16 protein-coding genes and 1 pseudogene are annotated in these 17,602 nt (G+C 59.7%); 10 read left to right on the top strand and 7 right to left on the bottom strand.

Annotated elements, in window-relative coordinates; translation table 11 throughout:
• Position 1: 1 nt before the first annotated feature.
• Both AAE029_RS18250 and AAE029_RS18245 read right to left on the bottom strand, forming a co-directional pair.
• The gene (locus AAE029_RS18250; protein WP_371074286.1) at positions 2 to 505 is read right to left on the bottom strand and encodes a hypothetical protein; all 504 of its coding nucleotides are present in this window, start codon (positions 503 to 505) and stop codon (positions 2 to 4) included.
• On the bottom strand, positions 502 to 1,131 hold the full coding sequence (locus tag AAE029_RS18245) for a DNA-3-methyladenine glycosylase I (RefSeq protein ID WP_371074285.1): 630 nt from the start codon (positions 1,129 to 1,131) through the stop codon (positions 502 to 504). Before AAE029_RS18245 ends, AAE029_RS18250 begins: the two co-directional genes overlap by 4 nt.
• A 211-nt stretch (positions 1,132 to 1,342) precedes the next feature.
• Here AAE029_RS18245 and AAE029_RS18240 point away from each other — a divergent pair, with 211 nt between their 5' ends.
• The 3 genes from AAE029_RS18240 (at position 1,343) to AAE029_RS18230 (ending at position 3,841) form a co-directional block, all read left to right on the top strand.
• A complete protein-coding gene (locus AAE029_RS18240) occupies positions 1,343 to 2,086 on the top strand; it encodes a L,D-transpeptidase (protein ID WP_371074284.1) in 744 nt (247 codons plus the stop codon).
• 224 nt (positions 2,087 to 2,310) lie between these two features.
• Entirely contained in the window at positions 2,311 to 3,009 is a 699-nt protein-coding gene (locus tag AAE029_RS18235) for a L,D-transpeptidase family protein (RefSeq protein ID WP_371074283.1), read from the top strand.
• A 157-nt stretch (positions 3,010 to 3,166) separates the two neighbouring features.
• Complete coding sequence (locus tag AAE029_RS18230) at positions 3,167 to 3,841, top strand: outer membrane protein (RefSeq protein ID WP_371074282.1); 675 nt, start codon at positions 3,167 to 3,169, stop codon at positions 3,839 to 3,841.
• A gap of 14 nt (positions 3,842 to 3,855) precedes the next feature.
• Here AAE029_RS18230 and AAE029_RS18225 read toward each other — a convergent pair whose 3' ends face one another.
• From AAE029_RS18225 to AAE029_RS18210, 4 genes are read right to left on the bottom strand one after another with little or no spacing between them, the layout of a single operon-like run.
• Positions 3,856 to 4,299, bottom strand: coding sequence for a hypothetical protein (locus tag AAE029_RS18225; RefSeq protein WP_371074457.1), 444 nt, complete (start codon positions 4,297 to 4,299; stop codon positions 3,856 to 3,858).
• A gap of 43 nt (positions 4,300 to 4,342) precedes the next feature.
• Positions 4,343 to 5,650, bottom strand: a complete 1,308-nt coding sequence (gene glcF, locus AAE029_RS18220) for a glycolate oxidase subunit GlcF (protein ID WP_371074281.1) — start codon at positions 5,648 to 5,650, stop codon at positions 4,343 to 4,345.
• A gap of 3 nt (positions 5,651 to 5,653) precedes the next feature.
• Positions 5,654 to 6,859 (bottom strand): FAD-binding protein, encoded by a 1,206-nt coding sequence (locus tag AAE029_RS18215; protein WP_371074280.1) that lies wholly within the window; start codon positions 6,857 to 6,859, stop codon positions 5,654 to 5,656.
• Complete coding sequence (locus AAE029_RS18210) at positions 6,856 to 8,295, bottom strand: FAD-linked oxidase C-terminal domain-containing protein (RefSeq protein ID WP_371074279.1); 1,440 nt, start codon at positions 8,293 to 8,295, stop codon at positions 6,856 to 6,858. The genes AAE029_RS18215 and AAE029_RS18210 overlap by 4 nt, the downstream gene beginning before the upstream one ends.
• A gap of 131 nt (positions 8,296 to 8,426) precedes the next feature.
• Between AAE029_RS18210 and AAE029_RS18205 the strand changes: the two genes are divergently transcribed.
• The 6 genes from AAE029_RS18205 (at position 8,427) to AAE029_RS18180 (ending at position 15,594) form a co-directional block, all read left to right on the top strand.
• Positions 8,427 to 9,323 carry a LysR family transcriptional regulator gene (locus AAE029_RS18205; RefSeq protein WP_371074278.1) on the top strand — a complete coding sequence of 299 codons (897 nt, stop codon included), beginning with the start codon at positions 8,427 to 8,429 and terminating at the stop codon, positions 9,321 to 9,323.
• Positions 9,324 to 9,784: 461 nt separating this feature from the next.
• Entirely contained in the window at positions 9,785 to 10,297 is a 513-nt protein-coding gene (locus AAE029_RS18200; RefSeq protein ID WP_371074277.1) for an NUDIX hydrolase, read from the top strand.
• A gap of 276 nt (positions 10,298 to 10,573) precedes the next feature.
• Positions 10,574 to 12,082 (top strand): inorganic phosphate transporter, encoded by a 1,509-nt coding sequence (locus AAE029_RS18195; RefSeq protein WP_371074276.1) that lies wholly within the window; start codon positions 10,574 to 10,576, stop codon positions 12,080 to 12,082.
• 172 nt (positions 12,083 to 12,254) lie between these two features.
• The gene (locus AAE029_RS18190) at positions 12,255 to 12,998 is read left to right on the top strand and encodes a 16S rRNA (uracil(1498)-N(3))-methyltransferase (protein ID WP_371074275.1); all 744 of its coding nucleotides are present in this window, start codon (positions 12,255 to 12,257) and stop codon (positions 12,996 to 12,998) included.
• 140 nt (positions 12,999 to 13,138) lie between these two features.
• Complete coding sequence (locus AAE029_RS18185; protein WP_371074274.1) at positions 13,139 to 14,512, top strand: glutamate--cysteine ligase; 1,374 nt, start codon at positions 13,139 to 13,141, stop codon at positions 14,510 to 14,512.
• A gap of 212 nt (positions 14,513 to 14,724) precedes the next feature.
• Positions 14,725 to 15,594, top strand: a complete 870-nt coding sequence (locus tag AAE029_RS18180; protein WP_371074273.1) for a DUF937 domain-containing protein — start codon at positions 14,725 to 14,727, stop codon at positions 15,592 to 15,594.
• A 285-nt stretch (positions 15,595 to 15,879) separates the two neighbouring features.
• On the opposite strand, the pseudogene AAE029_RS18175 reads toward AAE029_RS18180, so the two are convergent.
• Positions 15,880 to 16,349: pseudogene (locus AAE029_RS18175) on the bottom strand (anti-sigma factor); the annotation flags it as partial.
• A gap of 265 nt (positions 16,350 to 16,614) precedes the next feature.
• On the opposite strand from AAE029_RS18175, the gene AAE029_RS18170 reads away from it, so the two are divergent.
• A complete protein-coding gene (locus AAE029_RS18170) occupies positions 16,615 to 17,589 on the top strand; it encodes an MBL fold metallo-hydrolase (protein ID WP_371074272.1) in 975 nt (324 codons plus the stop codon).
• Positions 17,590 to 17,602: the final 13 nt, after the last annotated feature.

Raw genomic sequence — 17,602 nt, 5'->3', positions numbered from 1 at the left:
CTTATTGCGGCTTTGGCGGCGCCTTTGGAAACAAGGAGGGCTTCTCAGGCGGAGGTTGTTGCTGCTGGGGCTGCGTCGCAGGCTGCGGTTCAATCAATATGGTATAGGGCGCGCCCAATCCGCGCCGCCGGGATACGCGTGAATAATAGGGCCGAATGAGCCAGGTTGTATCGTCCTTTACCGTGACGTCGGCGGTCATTCCGTCCTCGTCGGTGCCGAAGAAGGATTCATCCTCCGACGAAGCGAGATCGAAGATCGCCATGAAGGCGAACCGGCTCTTTGAAGAGAAGCTGACCTTCACGTGCTGGCCTGCCTTCACCGGCAGGGTATAGACCTTTCCCTTGCCGAATTTCGTCCAGCCGGCGAGCCGCATGGTGACGGCAGGGAATTGGAGCGCTTCCAGCTTTTCGCCTTCATCGAGCTGCGGTGCTGCGGGTTCTGCGAGAGCGGGCGCCGCTGATAAAAGCGCGCTCACGAAGCAAATGGTAACAACCGCCTTTTTCATGGCCGCACCAATGCGCGCCGCATCGCCTCGACATCGTTGCGGCAGAAGCAGCCTTCGATGTGGTCGTTGACAAGACCCATAGCCTGCATAAAGGCGTAAACTGTCGTCGGACCGACGAAGGTCCAGCCGCGCTTGCGCAAGTCCTTGGAAATGCGCACAGAAATCGGCGTCGTGGGATTTGCCCTCAATGTCGGATAATCGACGACGGCGGGACGCTCCTCCGCTTTCGGCTCATGGCTCCAGAAATAGCGGGCGAGAGAGCCGAATTCCGCCCTCATCTCAATGGCGCGACGGGCATTGTTGATCGTCGAGACGATCTTGCCACGGTGGCGGATGATACCCGGATCGGCGAGGCAGCGCGCAATATCGGCATCATCGAAAACAGCCACTTTCTCGAAATCGAACCCCGCGAAAGCGGCACGGAAGTTCTCGCGCTTGCGCAGGATTGTCAGCCAGGACAGGCCGGACTGGAAGCCCTCAAGGCAGATCTTCTCGAACAAGCGGATGTCGTCGATGACGGGGCGCCCCCATTCTTCGTCGTGGTAGCGCAGATAATCCGGCAGATTTGCATGCCAGAAGCAGCGGCTCCTGCCGTCTTGGCCGGTAATGATGCCTGTCTCGTCCATTCTCTGCCTCATCTGATCGGTCGAATCCGGCTTTACCATTTGCAAACCGTCTTTCCAAACCGAACGATAACCCTATCGAAAAGTTTATCGCCTTCGCGGCATTTTCACGAACACCCATTTACCATTCGCTGGCGGCGGGCTGGCACGATGGCGTCAGGCGGATAGATATCCGCGCCGGTTCCTCGGTCAATTGTAGAGAGTCCGTCCGACGATGAAGAAGTCCATTTTGCTTGCCGCTTGCATATCAACCATCCTTTCTGGAACAGCCCTGGCCGACGACCGCTACGCCTCACGCCCGCCGGTCGTTCTCAGCCCCGATCTCACCGCTCCCTGGGTCATGCAGCTCGGCGGCGGCAACGTACGTCCGGTCGTCTATGCCACCCCGCCCGCGACCCGGCGATTCGGGCTTTTCCAGCGCCGCGTCGAGCGCCGCACCCCGCCGGCGGTCGTCCAGCCGGCAGGCATGGTCGGCGCGCCGCCGGCGATCCGCCATACGCTGGAGCCGCGGTTCCTGCCACGGATCGTCGATTACCAGACACCCGAAAAGCCTGGCACCGTCGTCATCGATACCAACAATCGTTTCCTCTATCTCGTGATGGACGGCGGAAAGGCTCGCCGTTACGGCGTCGGCGTCGGCAAGCCGGGCTTCGAATGGGCCGGCGTCCACAAGATCACCCGCAAGGCCGAATGGCCGGATTGGACGCCGCCCTCTGAAATGCTTGCGCGCGAGGCTGCCAAGGGACACTATCTGCCGGCGCGCATGGACGGCGGCCCGGAAAATCCGCTCGGCGCACGCGCCATGTATCTCGGCTCCACTCTTTACCGTATCCACGGAACCAATGCCCCTTGGACGATCGGCAATGCTGTCTCCTCGGGCTGTATCCGCATGCGCAACGAGGACGTCGTGGATCTCTACGATCGCGTGAATGTCGGAACGCGCGTTATCGTAATCTAGAAAATAAGGAGCCGCTTTCGCCATAAACTTCGTAAAAACAAAATGTTAGAGCAGCTCCGCGCATTTGTGTAAGCTGAACTGCTGTAACGGCAAAAACAGTCTTATTCAGACTGACAATTGCACCCGTCAGCGTTCAAAATTGCTTCATCAATGATCCTTGAACTTGAATTGGATCGAAGTTTCGGTAATTTTCGATCCAATTTCATTGAGAGGGGAGTCCATAGATGATGAAATTTGCCTCGGCGCTGGCCGTTGTCGCTATTGCCGTGTCCGATCTGGCAACGCCGGCGTTTGCTCAGCCGCAGACCAGTACCGCGCCAACCGTCGCGCAGAAGATCCCTTCGCACGTCGTGCAAGTTGCGCAGGATCCGAAGCAGGTGAAGCCGCAGTTTCGACGCCGGGTGGTGCGGCTGGTGACGAATGAGGCTCCCGGCACCATCATCGTCGATACCAACAACAAATATCTCTATTTCATCGAGAGCAGCGACCGCGCGACGCGTTACGGCATCGGTGTCGGCCGTGATGGATTCGGCTGGTCCGGCGTCGTCAAGGTCGGCCGCAAGGCGGAATGGCCGAGCTGGACGCCGCCGGAGGAAATGCGCCGGCGTGAAGCAGCCAACGGCCGCATCATCCCTGCCTTTCAGAAGGGCGGCATCAACAATCCTCTTGGCGCCCGCGCGCTCTATCTCTACCAGGGCGGCCATGACACGGCCTTCCGCATTCACGGCACCAACCAGCCCTGGTCGATCGGCCTCAACATGTCTTCCGGCTGCATCCGCATGATGAATTATGATGTGCAGCATCTTTATGATCGTGTGCCGGTCGGCACCAAGGTGATCGTTGTCGGCCCTGGAAACAAGCAGGGCGAAGTGAGCTTCGAAGACAGAGGCATCGATATCCTGCGCACGATATTCGGCGGCTGAACTGTCTCCGATTTTCAGCTTGTGAGGGGACGGCTGCGGCCGTCCTTTTCGTATCTGCGCACCTTACCGAATGTTTGCGGACTCTCTCGCGCCTGCAATAAGGCTGTCACAGAATCCCACATAGTATGCCGCCCGATCGCACTATCGGGGACTTCATATGTATTCTGCAATTCGTATGGCGGCGCCCGCTTTCGCCGCGCTGGTTTTTTCATGTGCCATTTTGACCGCCCAGAATGCCTCAGCGGAAATGCAGTTTTCCATTTACGGCGGTGTCCAGGGCGCTACCGACAGCACCGTCGACCTTTCGGATGGCAGTTCGTTCGACGCCGGATGGGAAGGCAAGTCTTTTTCTTCACCACCCTATTACGGCGGACGCGTCACCTGGTGGCTGACTGATTTCAACCATCCCAATCTTGGCTTCTCACTCGACTACACCCATGCCAAGGTCTATGCCGATGACGCCACGTTAAACAGATCCGGCTGGTCGCATTTCGAATTCACCGACGGTCTCAACCTGGTAACGGCGAACGCGCTCTACCGTTTCCAGCAGGACGGCCGTAGATGGACCCCCTATGTCGGCGCCGGTGTCGGCGTCAATATTCCGCATGTCGAGGTCACACGTGCCTCGGGCACGACCTTCGACTATGAGGTCGGCGGCGTGACGCTGCAGGCGCAGGCAGGCATCAGCTTCAAGATCAGCGAGCACTGGTCGGCCTTTACCGAATACAAGGGCAATTATTCCTTCGTCGACGTGCCGATCGATAGCGGCGATTACCTGAAGACCAAGATCTTCACCAACGCGGTGAACGTCGGCCTTTCGTTCCACTGGTAAGAAGGAAGCGGGCGTCACTTCAGCCCGCAGCTCACCTTTCCTTCGGCGGCGACCGGTTTGCTGCCGCCCGATACGGCCAAATCGTAGGTTCCGGTGAAGGTATCCGCTTTCTTACCCCGCTGTCCTGCAATGACGACGAGATCAAGCTCGCTGCCGGGGGCTTCGTCACCCGCGGCGTCGTAGACCTCCAGGCGCAATTCACCGTCATGGAGCCAGTGATGGACCAGCAGGTTCGAATCGAGCATGCGCTTCCTGAAACCGGCAGCGACAGAACCGTCCTTAATCAGGATCGCGCCGCGAAAATGGTTGAGCTTGTGACCATCACCTTCCGCAAACCCGCTCTCCACCGTAAAGCTCACAGCCTTGTCGTCGGCAGAACAGTAGAATCTGCTGTCAGAATAAGCGGGGCCCGCCGCACTTACCAGACAGGCGACCATTAACAGTCTTGCATGCCGCATCATCACGCACCTCTTGCCGATCGCCGGCAAGCCGGCTGTAACGTCAGCTTAGCCGCAGACTGCTTAATTTTTCGGGCATATCCCCGCCGTAGGCCCAATCGAGCAGTTCTACGGTGTGAAGGATCGGCGTGTCCGTACCTGTGGCGATCTGTGTGATGCAGCCGATATTGCCGGTGGCGATCACATCAGCCCTGGTAGCCTCCAGGTTCTTTACCTTGCGAGTCTTGAGCATGGCCGAAATTTCCGGCTGCAGGATATTGTAGGTTCCGGCCGAGCCGCAGCAGAGATGCCCCTCGGCAGGATCGCGGACCGTGAAGCCCGCCGCCTTCAAAAGCTGCTTCGGCGCCACCGTGATCCTCTGCCCGTGCTGCATCGAACAGGCCGAGTGATAGGCGACAGCAATGCCTTTCGGCGCCTGCGCCGGCAGATCGATACCTGCGAGGAATTCGGTAATGTCCTTGGCAAGTGCGGAGATGCGCGCCGCCTTTTCCGCATAGGCCGGGTCGAGCCGCAGCATATGACCGTAATCCTTGATCGTCGTGCCGCAGCCGGACGCCGTGACGATGATGGCGTCGAGGCCGCCCTTCTCAATCTCCCGCGTCCAGACGTCGACATTGGCGCGAGCGCTCGCAAGCGCCTGCTCCTCACGCCCCATATGATGGACCAGCGAGCCGCAGCAGCCCTCGCCCTCCGGCACGACGACCTCGATGCCGAGACGCGTCAGCAGCCGGATCGTCGCTTCATTGATGGCGGGGTCCAACACGGGCTGGGCGCACCCGGTCAAGATCGCGACACGGCCCCGTCGTTCTGCCGCGGGCGCGTGAGAGGCGGCGATTGCGGATGGCGGCGGGACATTGCTTGGAGCAAGCGCCAGCATCGCCGCGAAGGGTGCAAGCGACGGCACGCGTCTCATCATACCGGCAAATGGCCGACCGAAGCGGGCAAGGCGGAGCGCCAGACGGAACCGGCCGGGATAGGGCAGGACGGCTGCGAGAATATTGCGCGTCAGCCGGTTCATGAAGGGACGCCTGTAGGTCTTTTCGATATGCGCGCGGGCATGATCGACGAGATGCATGTAGTCCACACCGGACGGACAGGTAGTGACGCAGGCAAGACAGGAAAGGCAGCGGTCGATATGGGTCACGACCTCGGCATCCGCCGGGCGGCCGTTCTCCAGCATATCCTTGATGAGATAGATGCGGCCGCGCGGGCTGTCTAGCTCGTTGCCGAGCGTCACATAGGTCGGACAGGTGGCGGTGCAGAAGCCGCAATGCACGCATTTACGCAGGATCCTCTCGGATTCAGCGACATGAGGATCGGCAAGCTGTTCGGCGGTGAAGTTGGTCTGCATCTATCAGTTTCCAGCCATCTTGCCTGGGTTGAATATGCCTTTGGGATCGAACTTTTCTTTCATCCGCCGCGACAGCAGGGCGATTGCTTCCGGCTGCGGTTCGAAGGCCGGCGTCTGTGCCTTTGCCGCCGCCGACGCCCTCAGCAACGTCGCATGTCCTCCCCCGAGCGCCTGGATGTAGCGGCGCAGGAGCACCGCTTCCGGCTCCGCTTCCATCCGCATCCAGACGAGGCCTCCCTGCCAGTCGTAAAAGGCGTCAACGCCGGCTTCGAGGCGAAGTGTGGCCACGAGCTGATGGCCGATGCTTGGTGCCACCGATACGCGCCAGATGGGCCTTTCGCTTCCATCGGCATAGGGAACGATGTCACGGATTTCCCGCCAAAGCTGCCGGCTTTCCTGCTTGTCTAGGCGCGACACGCGGCCAAGCGCAGCCATGGCGCTCGCCAGCTTCTCAGCGCGATGCGGCACCGAACTTTCCAGGCCCTCGATCCTCAGCACCGTAGCCTCGCCCGCGGGCAATTTCCCCGCCAGGAATTTCCAGGCGACGGTCAGCGGCAGATGCGCCGCGCCGGACACCTCAACCGAAAGAGCCATCGCGGATGCCATGGCTTTCGCGGCTTCCTGATCGTTCAATCCGGAGAGGACGACCGTCTCCTCCGTCTTCGGCGCGGGCGGTACGCGGAAGGTCACCTCGGTGATGAAACCAAGCGTACCGTGGGAGCCGGCCATCAGTTTCACCAGGTCTAGGCCAGTGACATTCTTCATCACCCGGCCACCGGCCTTGATGATATCGCCTCTGCCGTTGACAAATCGCACACCGAGCAGGCTATCACGCGCCGCACCGGCAATAAGGCGACGCGGTCCGGAGACATTGGCAGCGAAGACACCGCCGATCGTCGGCTCGCCCGAGGTTCCCATCAATGGGCGGTGATCCATGGGCTCGAAGGTCATCATCTGGCCGTTCGCCGCCAGCGCTTCTTCGACATCGGTCACCGTCGTGCCGGCACGCACCGTCATCACCATCTCGCCGGGATTGTACGAGACGATGCCGGTAAGCCCGGTCGACCGCAGTCGCGCATCGGCCGCAACGGCATTGCCAAAGCCAGCACGCGTGTTGCCGCCTGAAATGGCGAGTGCCGTGCTGCTCTCCGCGTGCGCGCGGATGATGTCCGCGGCCTCCGCCTCGGTTGCAGGGATGAGCTCGTTCATGCGGCGCTTCGTCCCTCGAGCGGGAAGACCTTGGAAGGGTTGAGGATCCACTCGGGATCGAAGGCGGCGCGCGCCGCCATCTGCTGGGCGAGGTCGGCATCGGAATATTGATGGCGCATCAGGTCGCGTTTTTCGATGCCGACGCCGTGTTCGCCCGTCAGGCAGCCGCCGGCATCGACGCAGAGCCTCAGAATGTCCATGCCCGCCGCTTCGGCGCGGGCGGCATCATCAGGATCGTTGGCGTTAAAAAGGATCAGCGGGTGCATGTTGCCGTCGCCGGCATGGAATACGTTGGCGACGCGCAGACCGTAGTGCTCGACGATTTCCGATGTCTTCTTCAGGACATGGGAGAGCTGGCTGAGCGGCACGGTGCCGTCCATGCAGATATAATCGGCAATGCGACCGGTGGCGCCGAAGGCAGATTTCCGCCCTTTCCAGATCTGTGCCGCCTCGGTTGCAGACTGGCATTCGCGTACCGTCTTGACGCCATGCGTGCGGGCAATGGCGACGATGCTCGCAAGCGTCGCATCCATTTCGGCCTCTGAGCCCTCGACCTCGACGATGAGGAGCGCGCCGACATCCAAAGGGTAGCCCGCATGGGCAAATGCTTCGCAGATCTCGATCGCCGGCTTGTCCATGAATTCGATCGCAACGGGGATGATGCCGGCAGCGATGATATCGGCAACGCAGGAGCCGGCCTCTTCGGACGTATCGAAACCGAAGAGAACGGGTCTTGCTCCTTCCGGCTTGGCGACCAGCCGCACCGTCGCTTCGGTCACGATGCCGAGCTGCCCCTCCGACCCACAGACGAGTCCAAGCAGATCGTAACCGGCCGCATCGAGCGCCTTGCCGCCGAGTTCGATGATGGAGCCGTCGGTCAGCACCATCTTGACGCCGAGAAGATTGTTGGTGGTGACGCCATATTTCAGACAGTGCGCACCGCCCGAATTCATGGCGATATTGCCGCCGATGGTGCAGGCGAGCTGCGAGCTCGGATCAGGCGCATAGAAAAAGCCGTCCGAAGAGACGGTATCGGAAATGTTCAGATTGGTGACACCCGCCTGAACCGTTGCGGTGCGGTTGGCGAGATCGACCTCGATGATACGATTCATCTTTGAAAGGCCGAGAACGATCGCATCCTCCTGGGGGATAGCGCCGCCGGAAAGCGACGTGCCGGCCCCGCGAGGTACGACCGGAATACCATATCTGCGACAATATCGCATCACCGCCGAAACCTGCGCCGTGGTCTGCGGGAGGACGACCGCGAGCGGTACGCGATGATAGGAAATGAAGCCGTCGGTTTCGAACGGCACCAGTTCGCGCTGTTCATGGATCAGGCAGTCCGGCGGCAGCAGATCGGCGAGATCAGCTATGATCTCTCGCCGCCGCGCCAGGACATCAGCGCGCGGGGCCAAAAATGAAATGCTGTCTGCCATGATATTCTCCGTCAGCGCAATTGCCGCATTGCGAAACCGCGCCCTCCCATCTGCGGCCTGTTTAGCACTTTCCCGAATTTGGCGCAAATGTTAAACACTTATGCCTAAAGGGGAAAAAGTGTATTTCATCCATGACCAATCTCGGTGATCTCGAAATTTTCGCGAGAGTCGTTTCCGCGGGCAGCATGTCGATGGCGGGACGCGCACTCGGCCTTTCGCCTGCCGTCGTCTCCAAGCGGATCAAGCGACTTGAGGACAGGCTCGGCACACGGCTGCTGCAACGCACGACCCGGCAGATCTCGCTGACGGAGGCCGGACAGGGCTTCTACGATCGCGTGCTCGCCATCCTTGCTGGGCTTGAGGAAGCGGAGGCCTATATCTCCGGGCGCTCGGCGCAGATGCACGGCACGCTGAAAATATCGGCGCCGACATCCTTCGGCCGCATGCATATCGCGCCGCATCTCAAAGGCTTCATGGACTCCCATCCCGATCTCGCCGTCAACCTGATGCTGACGGACGAGTTCACCGATATCGTCGGCGCCGGTTTCGATCTTGCCATCCGCATCGCGGAACTAACGGATTCAAGCCTCGTCGCGCGACGGCTCGCATCCGTGCGGCGCGTCCTCTGCGCCTCGCCGGACTACGTTGCAACCCACGGCATGCCGCAGGAGATCGACGATCTCAAGCACCATACCTGCCTGCCGGCGCACAACAACGATTCCTGGCGGCTCGAGGGACCGAACGGAGCATTGACGCTGCGCCCCGAGGGCACACTCATCACCAATTCGAGCGAGGTGATCCGCGAGGCGGTCATTGCCGGGCTCGGAATCGCATTGCGCTCGACCTGGGACATCGGATCGGAGCTAAGGGAAGGACGGCTCGTGCAGGTGCTGCCTGCCTATGAAGGCTCGCGGAACGTCGCCCTTTCCGCGGTCTATCCGAGCAGGCAGTTTCTGCCTGCCAAAGTGCGGCTCTTCATCGATTACCTGGCGGAGCTATATGGGCCGCTGCCCTATTGGGAAAAATGAACTCGGCCAAGCATCATCCGGCTCTCGTGCGGGATGCCGAAAAGTGTGCGCGGTTTTCGGGCGACATCCCGCTACTGACTTTTTGATTGAGACCGGATCGAGGAGGGCGCAAATCCGTGCCAAGCAAGGTCTCGAGCAAAAGGCAGGACTGTTCGTTTCAATCTGAGCGTGAGCCTTTCCGAAAGCGGCAGCGACTTTCGGAAAGATTCTTGTATTGTTGCCAGTCTTCTTCTTCTGGTGGAAGAAGCCGCAACGACGGCGCCACCTGCGACATAAATCCTCTGTGGAACGCCGTTTTTGGAACAATGGCTGACGGAATTCCAGACACCGGTCACGGCAGATTACCTTAAGAGAAGTTTTTCGATCTCGCGCTACACTATTTTTTCGCGCAGGTCGTAGTTTCCGCTTAGAATACTTATATACAAGCGATTCTAATCAAGATTCCGAAGGTGAAACAACAATTGACAGTTCTTGCCCGCCTGGCTTCCGATGTGCAGCTCATGTTTCGGCGTCCGCCGCGACAGCAATATGCCGCGCTCTGTTACCGGGTGAAAAAGAAGACGTCGGAGATCGAATTGTTGCTCATGACCAGCCGTGATACCGGCCGATGGGTCATTCCGAAGGGCTGGCCGATGTCGGGCAAATTGGCCCATGAGGTCGCCGCTCGCGAGGCCTTCGAGGAGGCCGGCGTGCGCGGTGTCGCAGAAGCGGAGTTACTCGGCTCCTACAGCTACCGGAAGATGCTGAGGGATGGCCTTTCCGTGCCATGCAAAGTCCAGGTCTATCCTCTCGAAGTCCTTGAAATGGTAAAGCACTTCAAGGAAAAGGGCGAGCGCACGCTCGAATGGGTCTCGTGCGAGGAAGCAGCCAAGCGCGTGAACGAGCCCGAGCTCAAGGAGCTGATCCTCACCTTTCAAAGGTGCATGGCCGAGCGACTGCAGCCGAAGAAGCCAGATCTGCCGGCGGCGGAATAACTGCCGCGGCCCAGATACCTTCTCCTCCCATGAGCGTCGAACTGAGGCGCGCGCGAGAAGATACGCGTCATCACATAAAATTTCACGTAATCCGCCAAGCCGGTTTCTGCGTTAATGCCTAAAGCGGGATGCCGAAAAGTGTGCGCGGCTTTCGGGCGACATCCCGCTTTGATTCAAAGTGCCACAGCGACCTTTGTGCGTCTGATAAGACGCACGGCGCTGTAGTGCATGTCGCGCAGAGTGTATGCAGATGACGAATTCGACAGGAAGAATGGAATGCCCGACCGACCGGCGGTATTGATGAAGCGAACGCTGGACAAGGACCTCGACAAACTGAACTACGTCGAGGACGCGACACGACATGTTGCTCGCCGGCTCGTCGCGCCGGGTCTCGGTCTCGTCTTCCTCGGTCTCGCGATGCTGTTTGCCGGCGTCTACGTCTTCGACAGGCCAAGCGCCGTTCTCGTGATCGCCGCTGCGGCACTTGCCGCCTATATGGCCATGAACATCGGCGCCAACGACGTGACCAACAACGTTGGCGCTGCCGTCGGAGCTCGCGCCATGACGATGACGCAGGCGCTCATCATCGCAGCCATCTTCGAAATCCTCGGAGCGACGATCGGTGGCGGCCAGGTGGTCGAGACCATCTCGACCGGCCTCATCGACAGTGTTGATGTCGCCAATGCCGCCACAATCGGCTGGATCATGATGGCGGCCCTGACGGCGGCCGCGTTGTGGATCAATCTGGCGACCTGGCTGAAGGCACCGATTTCCACCACGCATACCATAGTCGGCGCAGTCATCGGTGCGGGTATTGCAACAGCCGGGCCGGCATCGGTCAACTGGCGGGTTATCCTGGAGATTTCCGCAAGCTGGATGATCTCGCCGCTGCTCGGAGCCCTGATCGCTGCCGCGGTTCTCTTCTTCATCAAGACCTTCATCATCTATCGCGACGACAAGATCACGGCCGCGAGATACTGGGTGCCAATCCTGATCGCAGTCATGGCTGGCACCTTCACCGCCTATCTGGCGCTGCAATTTTCCCTGATATTCCATTTGGCGATTTCCAAGACCGCCATTTGCCTGATCGGGCTCGCCGCTGGACTTGTCGCCTGGACCGTCACTCGACCGCTCGTGACCCGGCAGTCATTGGGTCTCGAAAACAAGAACAGCGCTTTGCGGAAGCTCTTTCACCTGCCGCTCATCGGTTCGGCGGCGCTTCTGTCCTTTGCCCATGGCGCAAACGACGTTTCCAATGCCGTCGGCCCGCTCTCGGCAATTGTCCGTGCGGCCGACGCAAGCATCAAGTCGGTTCAGGGAGCACCGCCTCTCTGGGTCATGCTGATCGGCGCATTCGGGATCTCCGTCGGTCTTCTTCTCTTCGGTCCCCGGCTGATCCGTCTCGTCGGCGAGGAGATCACCAAGCTCAATCCGATGCGCGCCTATTGCGTAGCTCTCTCCGCCGCATTCACTGTGATCATGGCGTCGTGGCTTGGACTGCCGGTCAGTTCGACTCATATCGCCGTCGGCGCCGTCTTCGGCGTCGGCTTCTTTCGCGAATGGTATACCCGCAATTCGAAGCGTCGGATCGACTACATGCGCAAGAAGGCCGAAAGCTGGGACATCGAAGGGCCGGAGGAGCGTGATCCACACGAGGCGCGCCGACGCCGTCTGGTTCGCCGTTCGCACTTCATGACCATCGTCGGCGCCTGGGTGATCACCGTGCCTTCGTCGGCCCTGCTTGCAGCAATCATCTATTGGGCTATGTTCGCGCTCTTCGTTTAATGCATATCACGCCGAAGTGTGCAGCGGTTTGCGGCGACGACATGCGTGAAACTACAGTCTTTTTGATTTAGAGGCGGATTCAGATTTCAGGTCAATTCGACCTGAGGTCATCCGGCTTCAGGAAACGATTTTTCGGAATTGCATGTCCGACCGGACGTGCTCGGGAGTAGAGATGCGCGCCAATTTCCGCATGCAACGACTTTTCCTGGAGGCCGCCATTGGGCAAGGCAGCGGCATCGAGGCCAATGCCGATCAGTTCAACTATCTTGCAAACGTGCTGCGCATGGCAGACGGGTCGGAGATCCTGATCTTCAACGGCCGTGACGGCGAATGGAAGGCTCGTCTTTCCTTTCCTTCCCGCAAGCGCCTCCTCCTGACGGCGTTGGAGCAGACCCGCCCCCAGCCCGCTCCCTCCGACCTGCACTATCTCTTTGCACCGCTGAAGGTCGGTCGCATGGATTATCTCGTGCAGAAAGCGGTCGAAATGGGGGCAGGCCTATTGCAGCCCGTGATGACGCAGCATGTACAGGGCAGGATCGCCAATCTCGACAGGCTCAAGGCCAATGTCATCGAAGCGGCGGAGCAATGCGGCATTCTCGACATTCCCGCCGTTACCGAGCCGGTCAGGCTCTCCGACCTTCTCGATCGCTGGCCGAAGGATCGCCGCATCATCTATTGCGACGAAGGCGATGCGGGACAGAATCCCTTGCCGCTCCTCGCGCGCGTCAAAGAGAAGCACCTTGCCCTGCTGGTGGGGCCTGAGGGCGGCTTCTCCGAGGAGGAACGCAATCGTCTGCGCAGCCTCGATTTCGTGACGGCCATTCCGCTCGGACCCCGGATTCTGCGGGCGGATACGGCCGCTGTCGCAGCCATGGCCGTCATCCAGGCAGCGGTCGGCGACTGGAATTCGCTCTGAGGAACAGGCACGTTAGAATAGCTGTTATTTTTTTGAAGTGTCGTTGAAAGAATTTCACTTGCACCGGACATCATTCCGGTCCTAATCACGCTTCCAATCGGCCTGTTCCTGCAGGCCCCTTCCCGAATACAGGTAGATGCATGGCACGCGACACCACCGACCAGACGCCGCTCTCTTCGGTCAACGAACTGACGGAATATCTCGTTGCCGGCGCCAAACCGAAGGAGCGGTTCCGCATCGGGACGGAGCATGAGAAATTTCCCTTCTTCCGCGCCGATAACAGTCCGGTGCCCTATTTCGGTGAGGCCAGCATTTCGGCGCTGCTCGAGGGCATGCGCGCGAAACTCGGCTGGGATCCGATCGTCGATGCCGGCAATATCATCGGCCTTGCCGAACCCAGTGGCATGGGAGCGATCTCGATCGAGCCCGGCGGTCAATTCGAACTTTCCGGCGCACCGCTCGAAACGATCCATGAGACCTGCAAAGAATCGAACCAGCATCTGGCGACACTGCGAGAAATCGCAGAGCCTCTCGGCATCCGTTTCCTCGGTATCGGAGGCAGTCCGAAGTGGAGCTATGCCGAAACGCCGCACATGCCGAAATCGCGCTATGACATCATGACGCGCTACATGCCTAAGGTCGGCAGCAAGGGTCTGGACATGATGTACCGGACCTGTACGATTCAGGTAAACCTCGATTTCTCCTCCGAAGAAGACATGCGCCGCAAGATGCGGGTTTCGATGAAGCTGCAGTCGCTGGCGACCGCTCTCTTCGCCTCGTCGCCCTTCACCGAAGGCAAGCCGAACGGCCTCGTCTCCTGGCGCGGCGATATCTGGCGCGATACGGACAACCGGCGCGCAGGATTGCTCGATTTCACTTTCAGGAACGATTTCAGTTTTGCCGACTACACCCAGTGGGCGCTTGACGTGCCGATGTACTTCATCGTTCGCGACAACCGCTACCACGACTGTACGCATATCACCTTCCGCCAGTTCTTGAACGGCGCGCTGAAGGGAGAGATCGCCGCCTGGGAACCGACCATGGGCGACTGGACCAACCATCTCTCGACGCTCTTTCCCGATGTTCGGCTGAAGCGCTTCCTCGAAATGCGCGGCGCCGATGGCGGGCCGTGGCGGCGCATCTGCGCCTTGCCGGCCTTCTGGGTCGGCCTGCTTTACGACGATGCGGCACTGGAAGCGGCCGACGATCTGACGAAAGCCTGGACCTTCGCCGAGGTCAACGCATTGCGCGATGCCGTGCCCGCCCGAGGGCTGAAGGCCGAATTCAAGGGACAGAGCCTCCACAATATCGCTCGGGAGGTGGTCGATATTTCCCGCCGTGGCTTGAAGGCTCGGGCAAGGCTGAATGGTGAAGGGCAGGACGAAACAGTCTTTCTCGCGCCGCTCGAGGAAGTGCTCGCCAAGAAGGCGACGCTCGCCGACGATCTGCTGATGCTCTATCACGGCAGATGGAACGGCTCGGTCGAGCCCGTCTTCGAAGAATATCAGTATTGAATTCCTCGAACGACGGCAGTGTCCGTGCCGTCGTTAGCGGCAAAAACCGGTTTGCGCATTCCTATTTCCAGCTATAGTGGCAATGGATTCATCGCCTTGCGATTCTAGCGTATAATCCGAAATCACGAACAGGATTGTGCGCCCATTCAAAGTGTTAGAGCGTCCTTTGCGGGTCCAGTGAAACGTCCGATGCTCTGGGGAAAGGGACTTTGATGCTGCCACTTTTCGACATGATGATGCAGGCGCAGAACGGCGCTGCCATGGATGCCATGGCGAAGCAGTTCAACCTCGCCCAGGAGCAGGCGACCAAGGCCATGGCCGCGCTCATGCCGGCGTTCTCGTCGGGCCTGAAGCGCAGCACGAGCAACCCTTATGATTTCATGGGCCTGATGCAATCCGTTGCCTCCGGTAACTACGCCAAATATTTCGAGGACATGGGCAAGGCTTTCACGCCGGAAGGCATCGCCGACGGCAATGCCATCCTGGCGCAGCTTTTCGGCTCTAAGGAAGTCTCGAAGGCGGTCGCCGCACAAGCCGCTCAGATAACTGGGATCGCTCAGGAAACCTACAAGAGGATGCTGCCGGTCATTGCCGACACGCTGATGGGCGGGCTCTTCAAACAGACGACGGGGCAGATGACAACTCCGGTCAATCCCTTCGTCAATACGGCAATGGGCGAAACAATCCAGAAATGGCTCGAGAGCACCGGTTTTGCGCCAAAGCCGAAGGCCGCACCCGAGCCGAGCATCTTCGATAATCCCTTCACGCAGGCAATGCAGCTCATGTTCGGTTCGCAAAAGCCCGAGCAGACGCAGGCCTCCGCCACAAATCCATTCATGGACAATCCTTTCGTGAAGGCCTTTCAGGACATGATGGGGAATTTTGCGGCCCAGCCCGCGCCGAAGGAGCCGCTCAAGCCGCAGGCCGGCCTGGACATGGCAAACTATACCGCCATGCTAAACTCGATGTTCGACAGTGGCCTAGAAGTGCAGAGGAGCTACCAGAAAAGCATGGAGGCGATCCTCGACAGCTATCTGAAGAGCGCCACAAAGCAGCCACCCCAGCCACCTGCTTCTAGCTAGACTGTAGTGACGACCAAAGCCTGTCGCGTGAACCTACGTTTATGCGACAGGCTTTAGATGAGGAATGCAGACGTAGACAGCAAATGCGGACGTAATCCAGCATCTGCAACCCAATCACTAATCACCGAGGCCGGATACGCTTCGCCTCGCTGGATGACGTCCAGGACGGCTATTCGAACTTCGAAGTCTCGGAAGAAGTTCTCACCTTGAGCCTTCCCCGCTGAAAAACCGAAGGCCGGCCCACGAACGCTCGCGCCAGCCCTTTCTTTTGCGGCAGCGGTCCCGTCAGCCATTTGCCGCGCCGCGAAAGACTTCCTTAAACCTGACGAGCTCGCTGGGCGCGACGTCCGAGATCGCCCAGAAGACCAGCCCGTCATTGGACCATTGCTCCATGTTGTAACCGTCGTGCACTGCCGCTGTCTGCGCCGCCGAGCTCGACGGCCAGATGAAGAGGTTGATGATATGGCCGTTGCGGCGATAGACAAGCGCTGCGACTGCGCGTCCGCCGAGATAGTCGACACGCCCGCCCACCAGCGGGAAATCATCCTTCGCGAGATCCGCCACCGGCGGAGAGAAATCGATCTTGCAGTTGAACCACGGCTTGACCGTATGCTGGTCGGAGGTCAGCACGTCGGTCAGGTGATTGGCCATCATCGAGCGGATGTGGCTCGCCAGTATCTCGTCCTGCAGAACGAGCGTCTGCGACGGCGTATCGCAAACAGGAATAGGCTTGCCGCGAGCGGACATGAGACCGGCTCATTGAAATGCGGAATACGGCCTCCTTCCATCCAGACCGATCGGCGTCGCCTTTCATTCCGGAACGCAGCAGATTTACTTGCGTCGCCAAGTCCGCGGCAACAAGTCAACCGAAATAAGCGATCTATTCCAATTCCTTAGAAAAATGACGCATGACCTTGGGAATAAGCGCTATCCGCCTTCGATCTAGTTCGTCAGTGGGGGCAATCAGCCAAACGGCGCCCTCGCTTTCAGGAAATGCCATCAATAAGAGGAGGCATATTCATGTTCACCATGTCACGCCGCGCGGTTCTGGGTTCGGCCACCGCTGCTGCCGCATTCGGCCTGTCATCGAAGCTCGAATTCGTCATGCCGGCGCTCGCGGCAACGCCGCTGGAACCGACGGTCGGCTTCTACAGATACAAGGTCGGCGATATCGAGGTCACCGCAATCTACGACGGCATCTGGAAGAAGCCGCACGATCCGGCCTTCATCAAGAATGCCTCGATCGAGGATACCAAGGAGGCGCTATCGAAGGCCGGCCTCACCGCCGAGTTCATGCCGATCCCGCTGACCGTCGTCGTGCTGAAGCTCGGCAACCGCCTGATCATGATGGATGCCGGCTCCGGCGTCGGCCAATGGCAGGAAAACGCGACGCATCTGCCAGCCAACATGGCCGCCGCCGGCATTGACTACAAGAAGATCAATACAATCATGATCTCGCATTTCCATCCCGACCATGTCTGGGGGCTGACGGAAAAGGGCACCAACAACCCTGTTTTTCCGGATGCCGAGCTCATCGTCAATGCGGATGAATATAACTGGTGGACCGCGCCCGGCCGTGTTGACAAGCTCGCGGAAGGCCGAAAGGCGGCCGGCAAGCGCATCGCCGAAGTCTTTCCGAAATGGAAGAACTGGAGGATGGTCGACGATGGCGCGGAAGTCGCCCCTGGCATGCAGCTTCTCGCCGCGCCCGGCCATACACCTGGCCATTCGACCTATCTGGTCACGTCAGGCAGCAAGCAGCTGCTCGTCTCCGCCGACATCATGTATGTGCCGGCGTTGCTCGCACCGCATCCCGAATGGCAAGGCAGCTACGACCAGGACGGGCCGATGGCCGTCGGCACGCGCCGGCGCCTGATCGACCGTGTCATCGCCGACAATATCGCGATCTGCGGCTCGCACTTCCCCTTCCCCGGCTCGGGTACCTTCGTCAAGGACGGGAATGCCTATGCCTTCACTCCGACAAGCCAGGCCTGAGAACTTCCAAGGA

It is taken from the genome of Sinorhizobium sp. CB7, from assembly GCF_041357635.1.
In the GTDB taxonomy this organism is placed as follows: Bacteria; Pseudomonadota; Alphaproteobacteria; order Rhizobiales; family Rhizobiaceae; genus Rhizobium.
The sequence above is the reverse complement of the archived record's forward strand: the minus strand, read 5'-3'. Positions and strand labels throughout refer to the sequence as shown.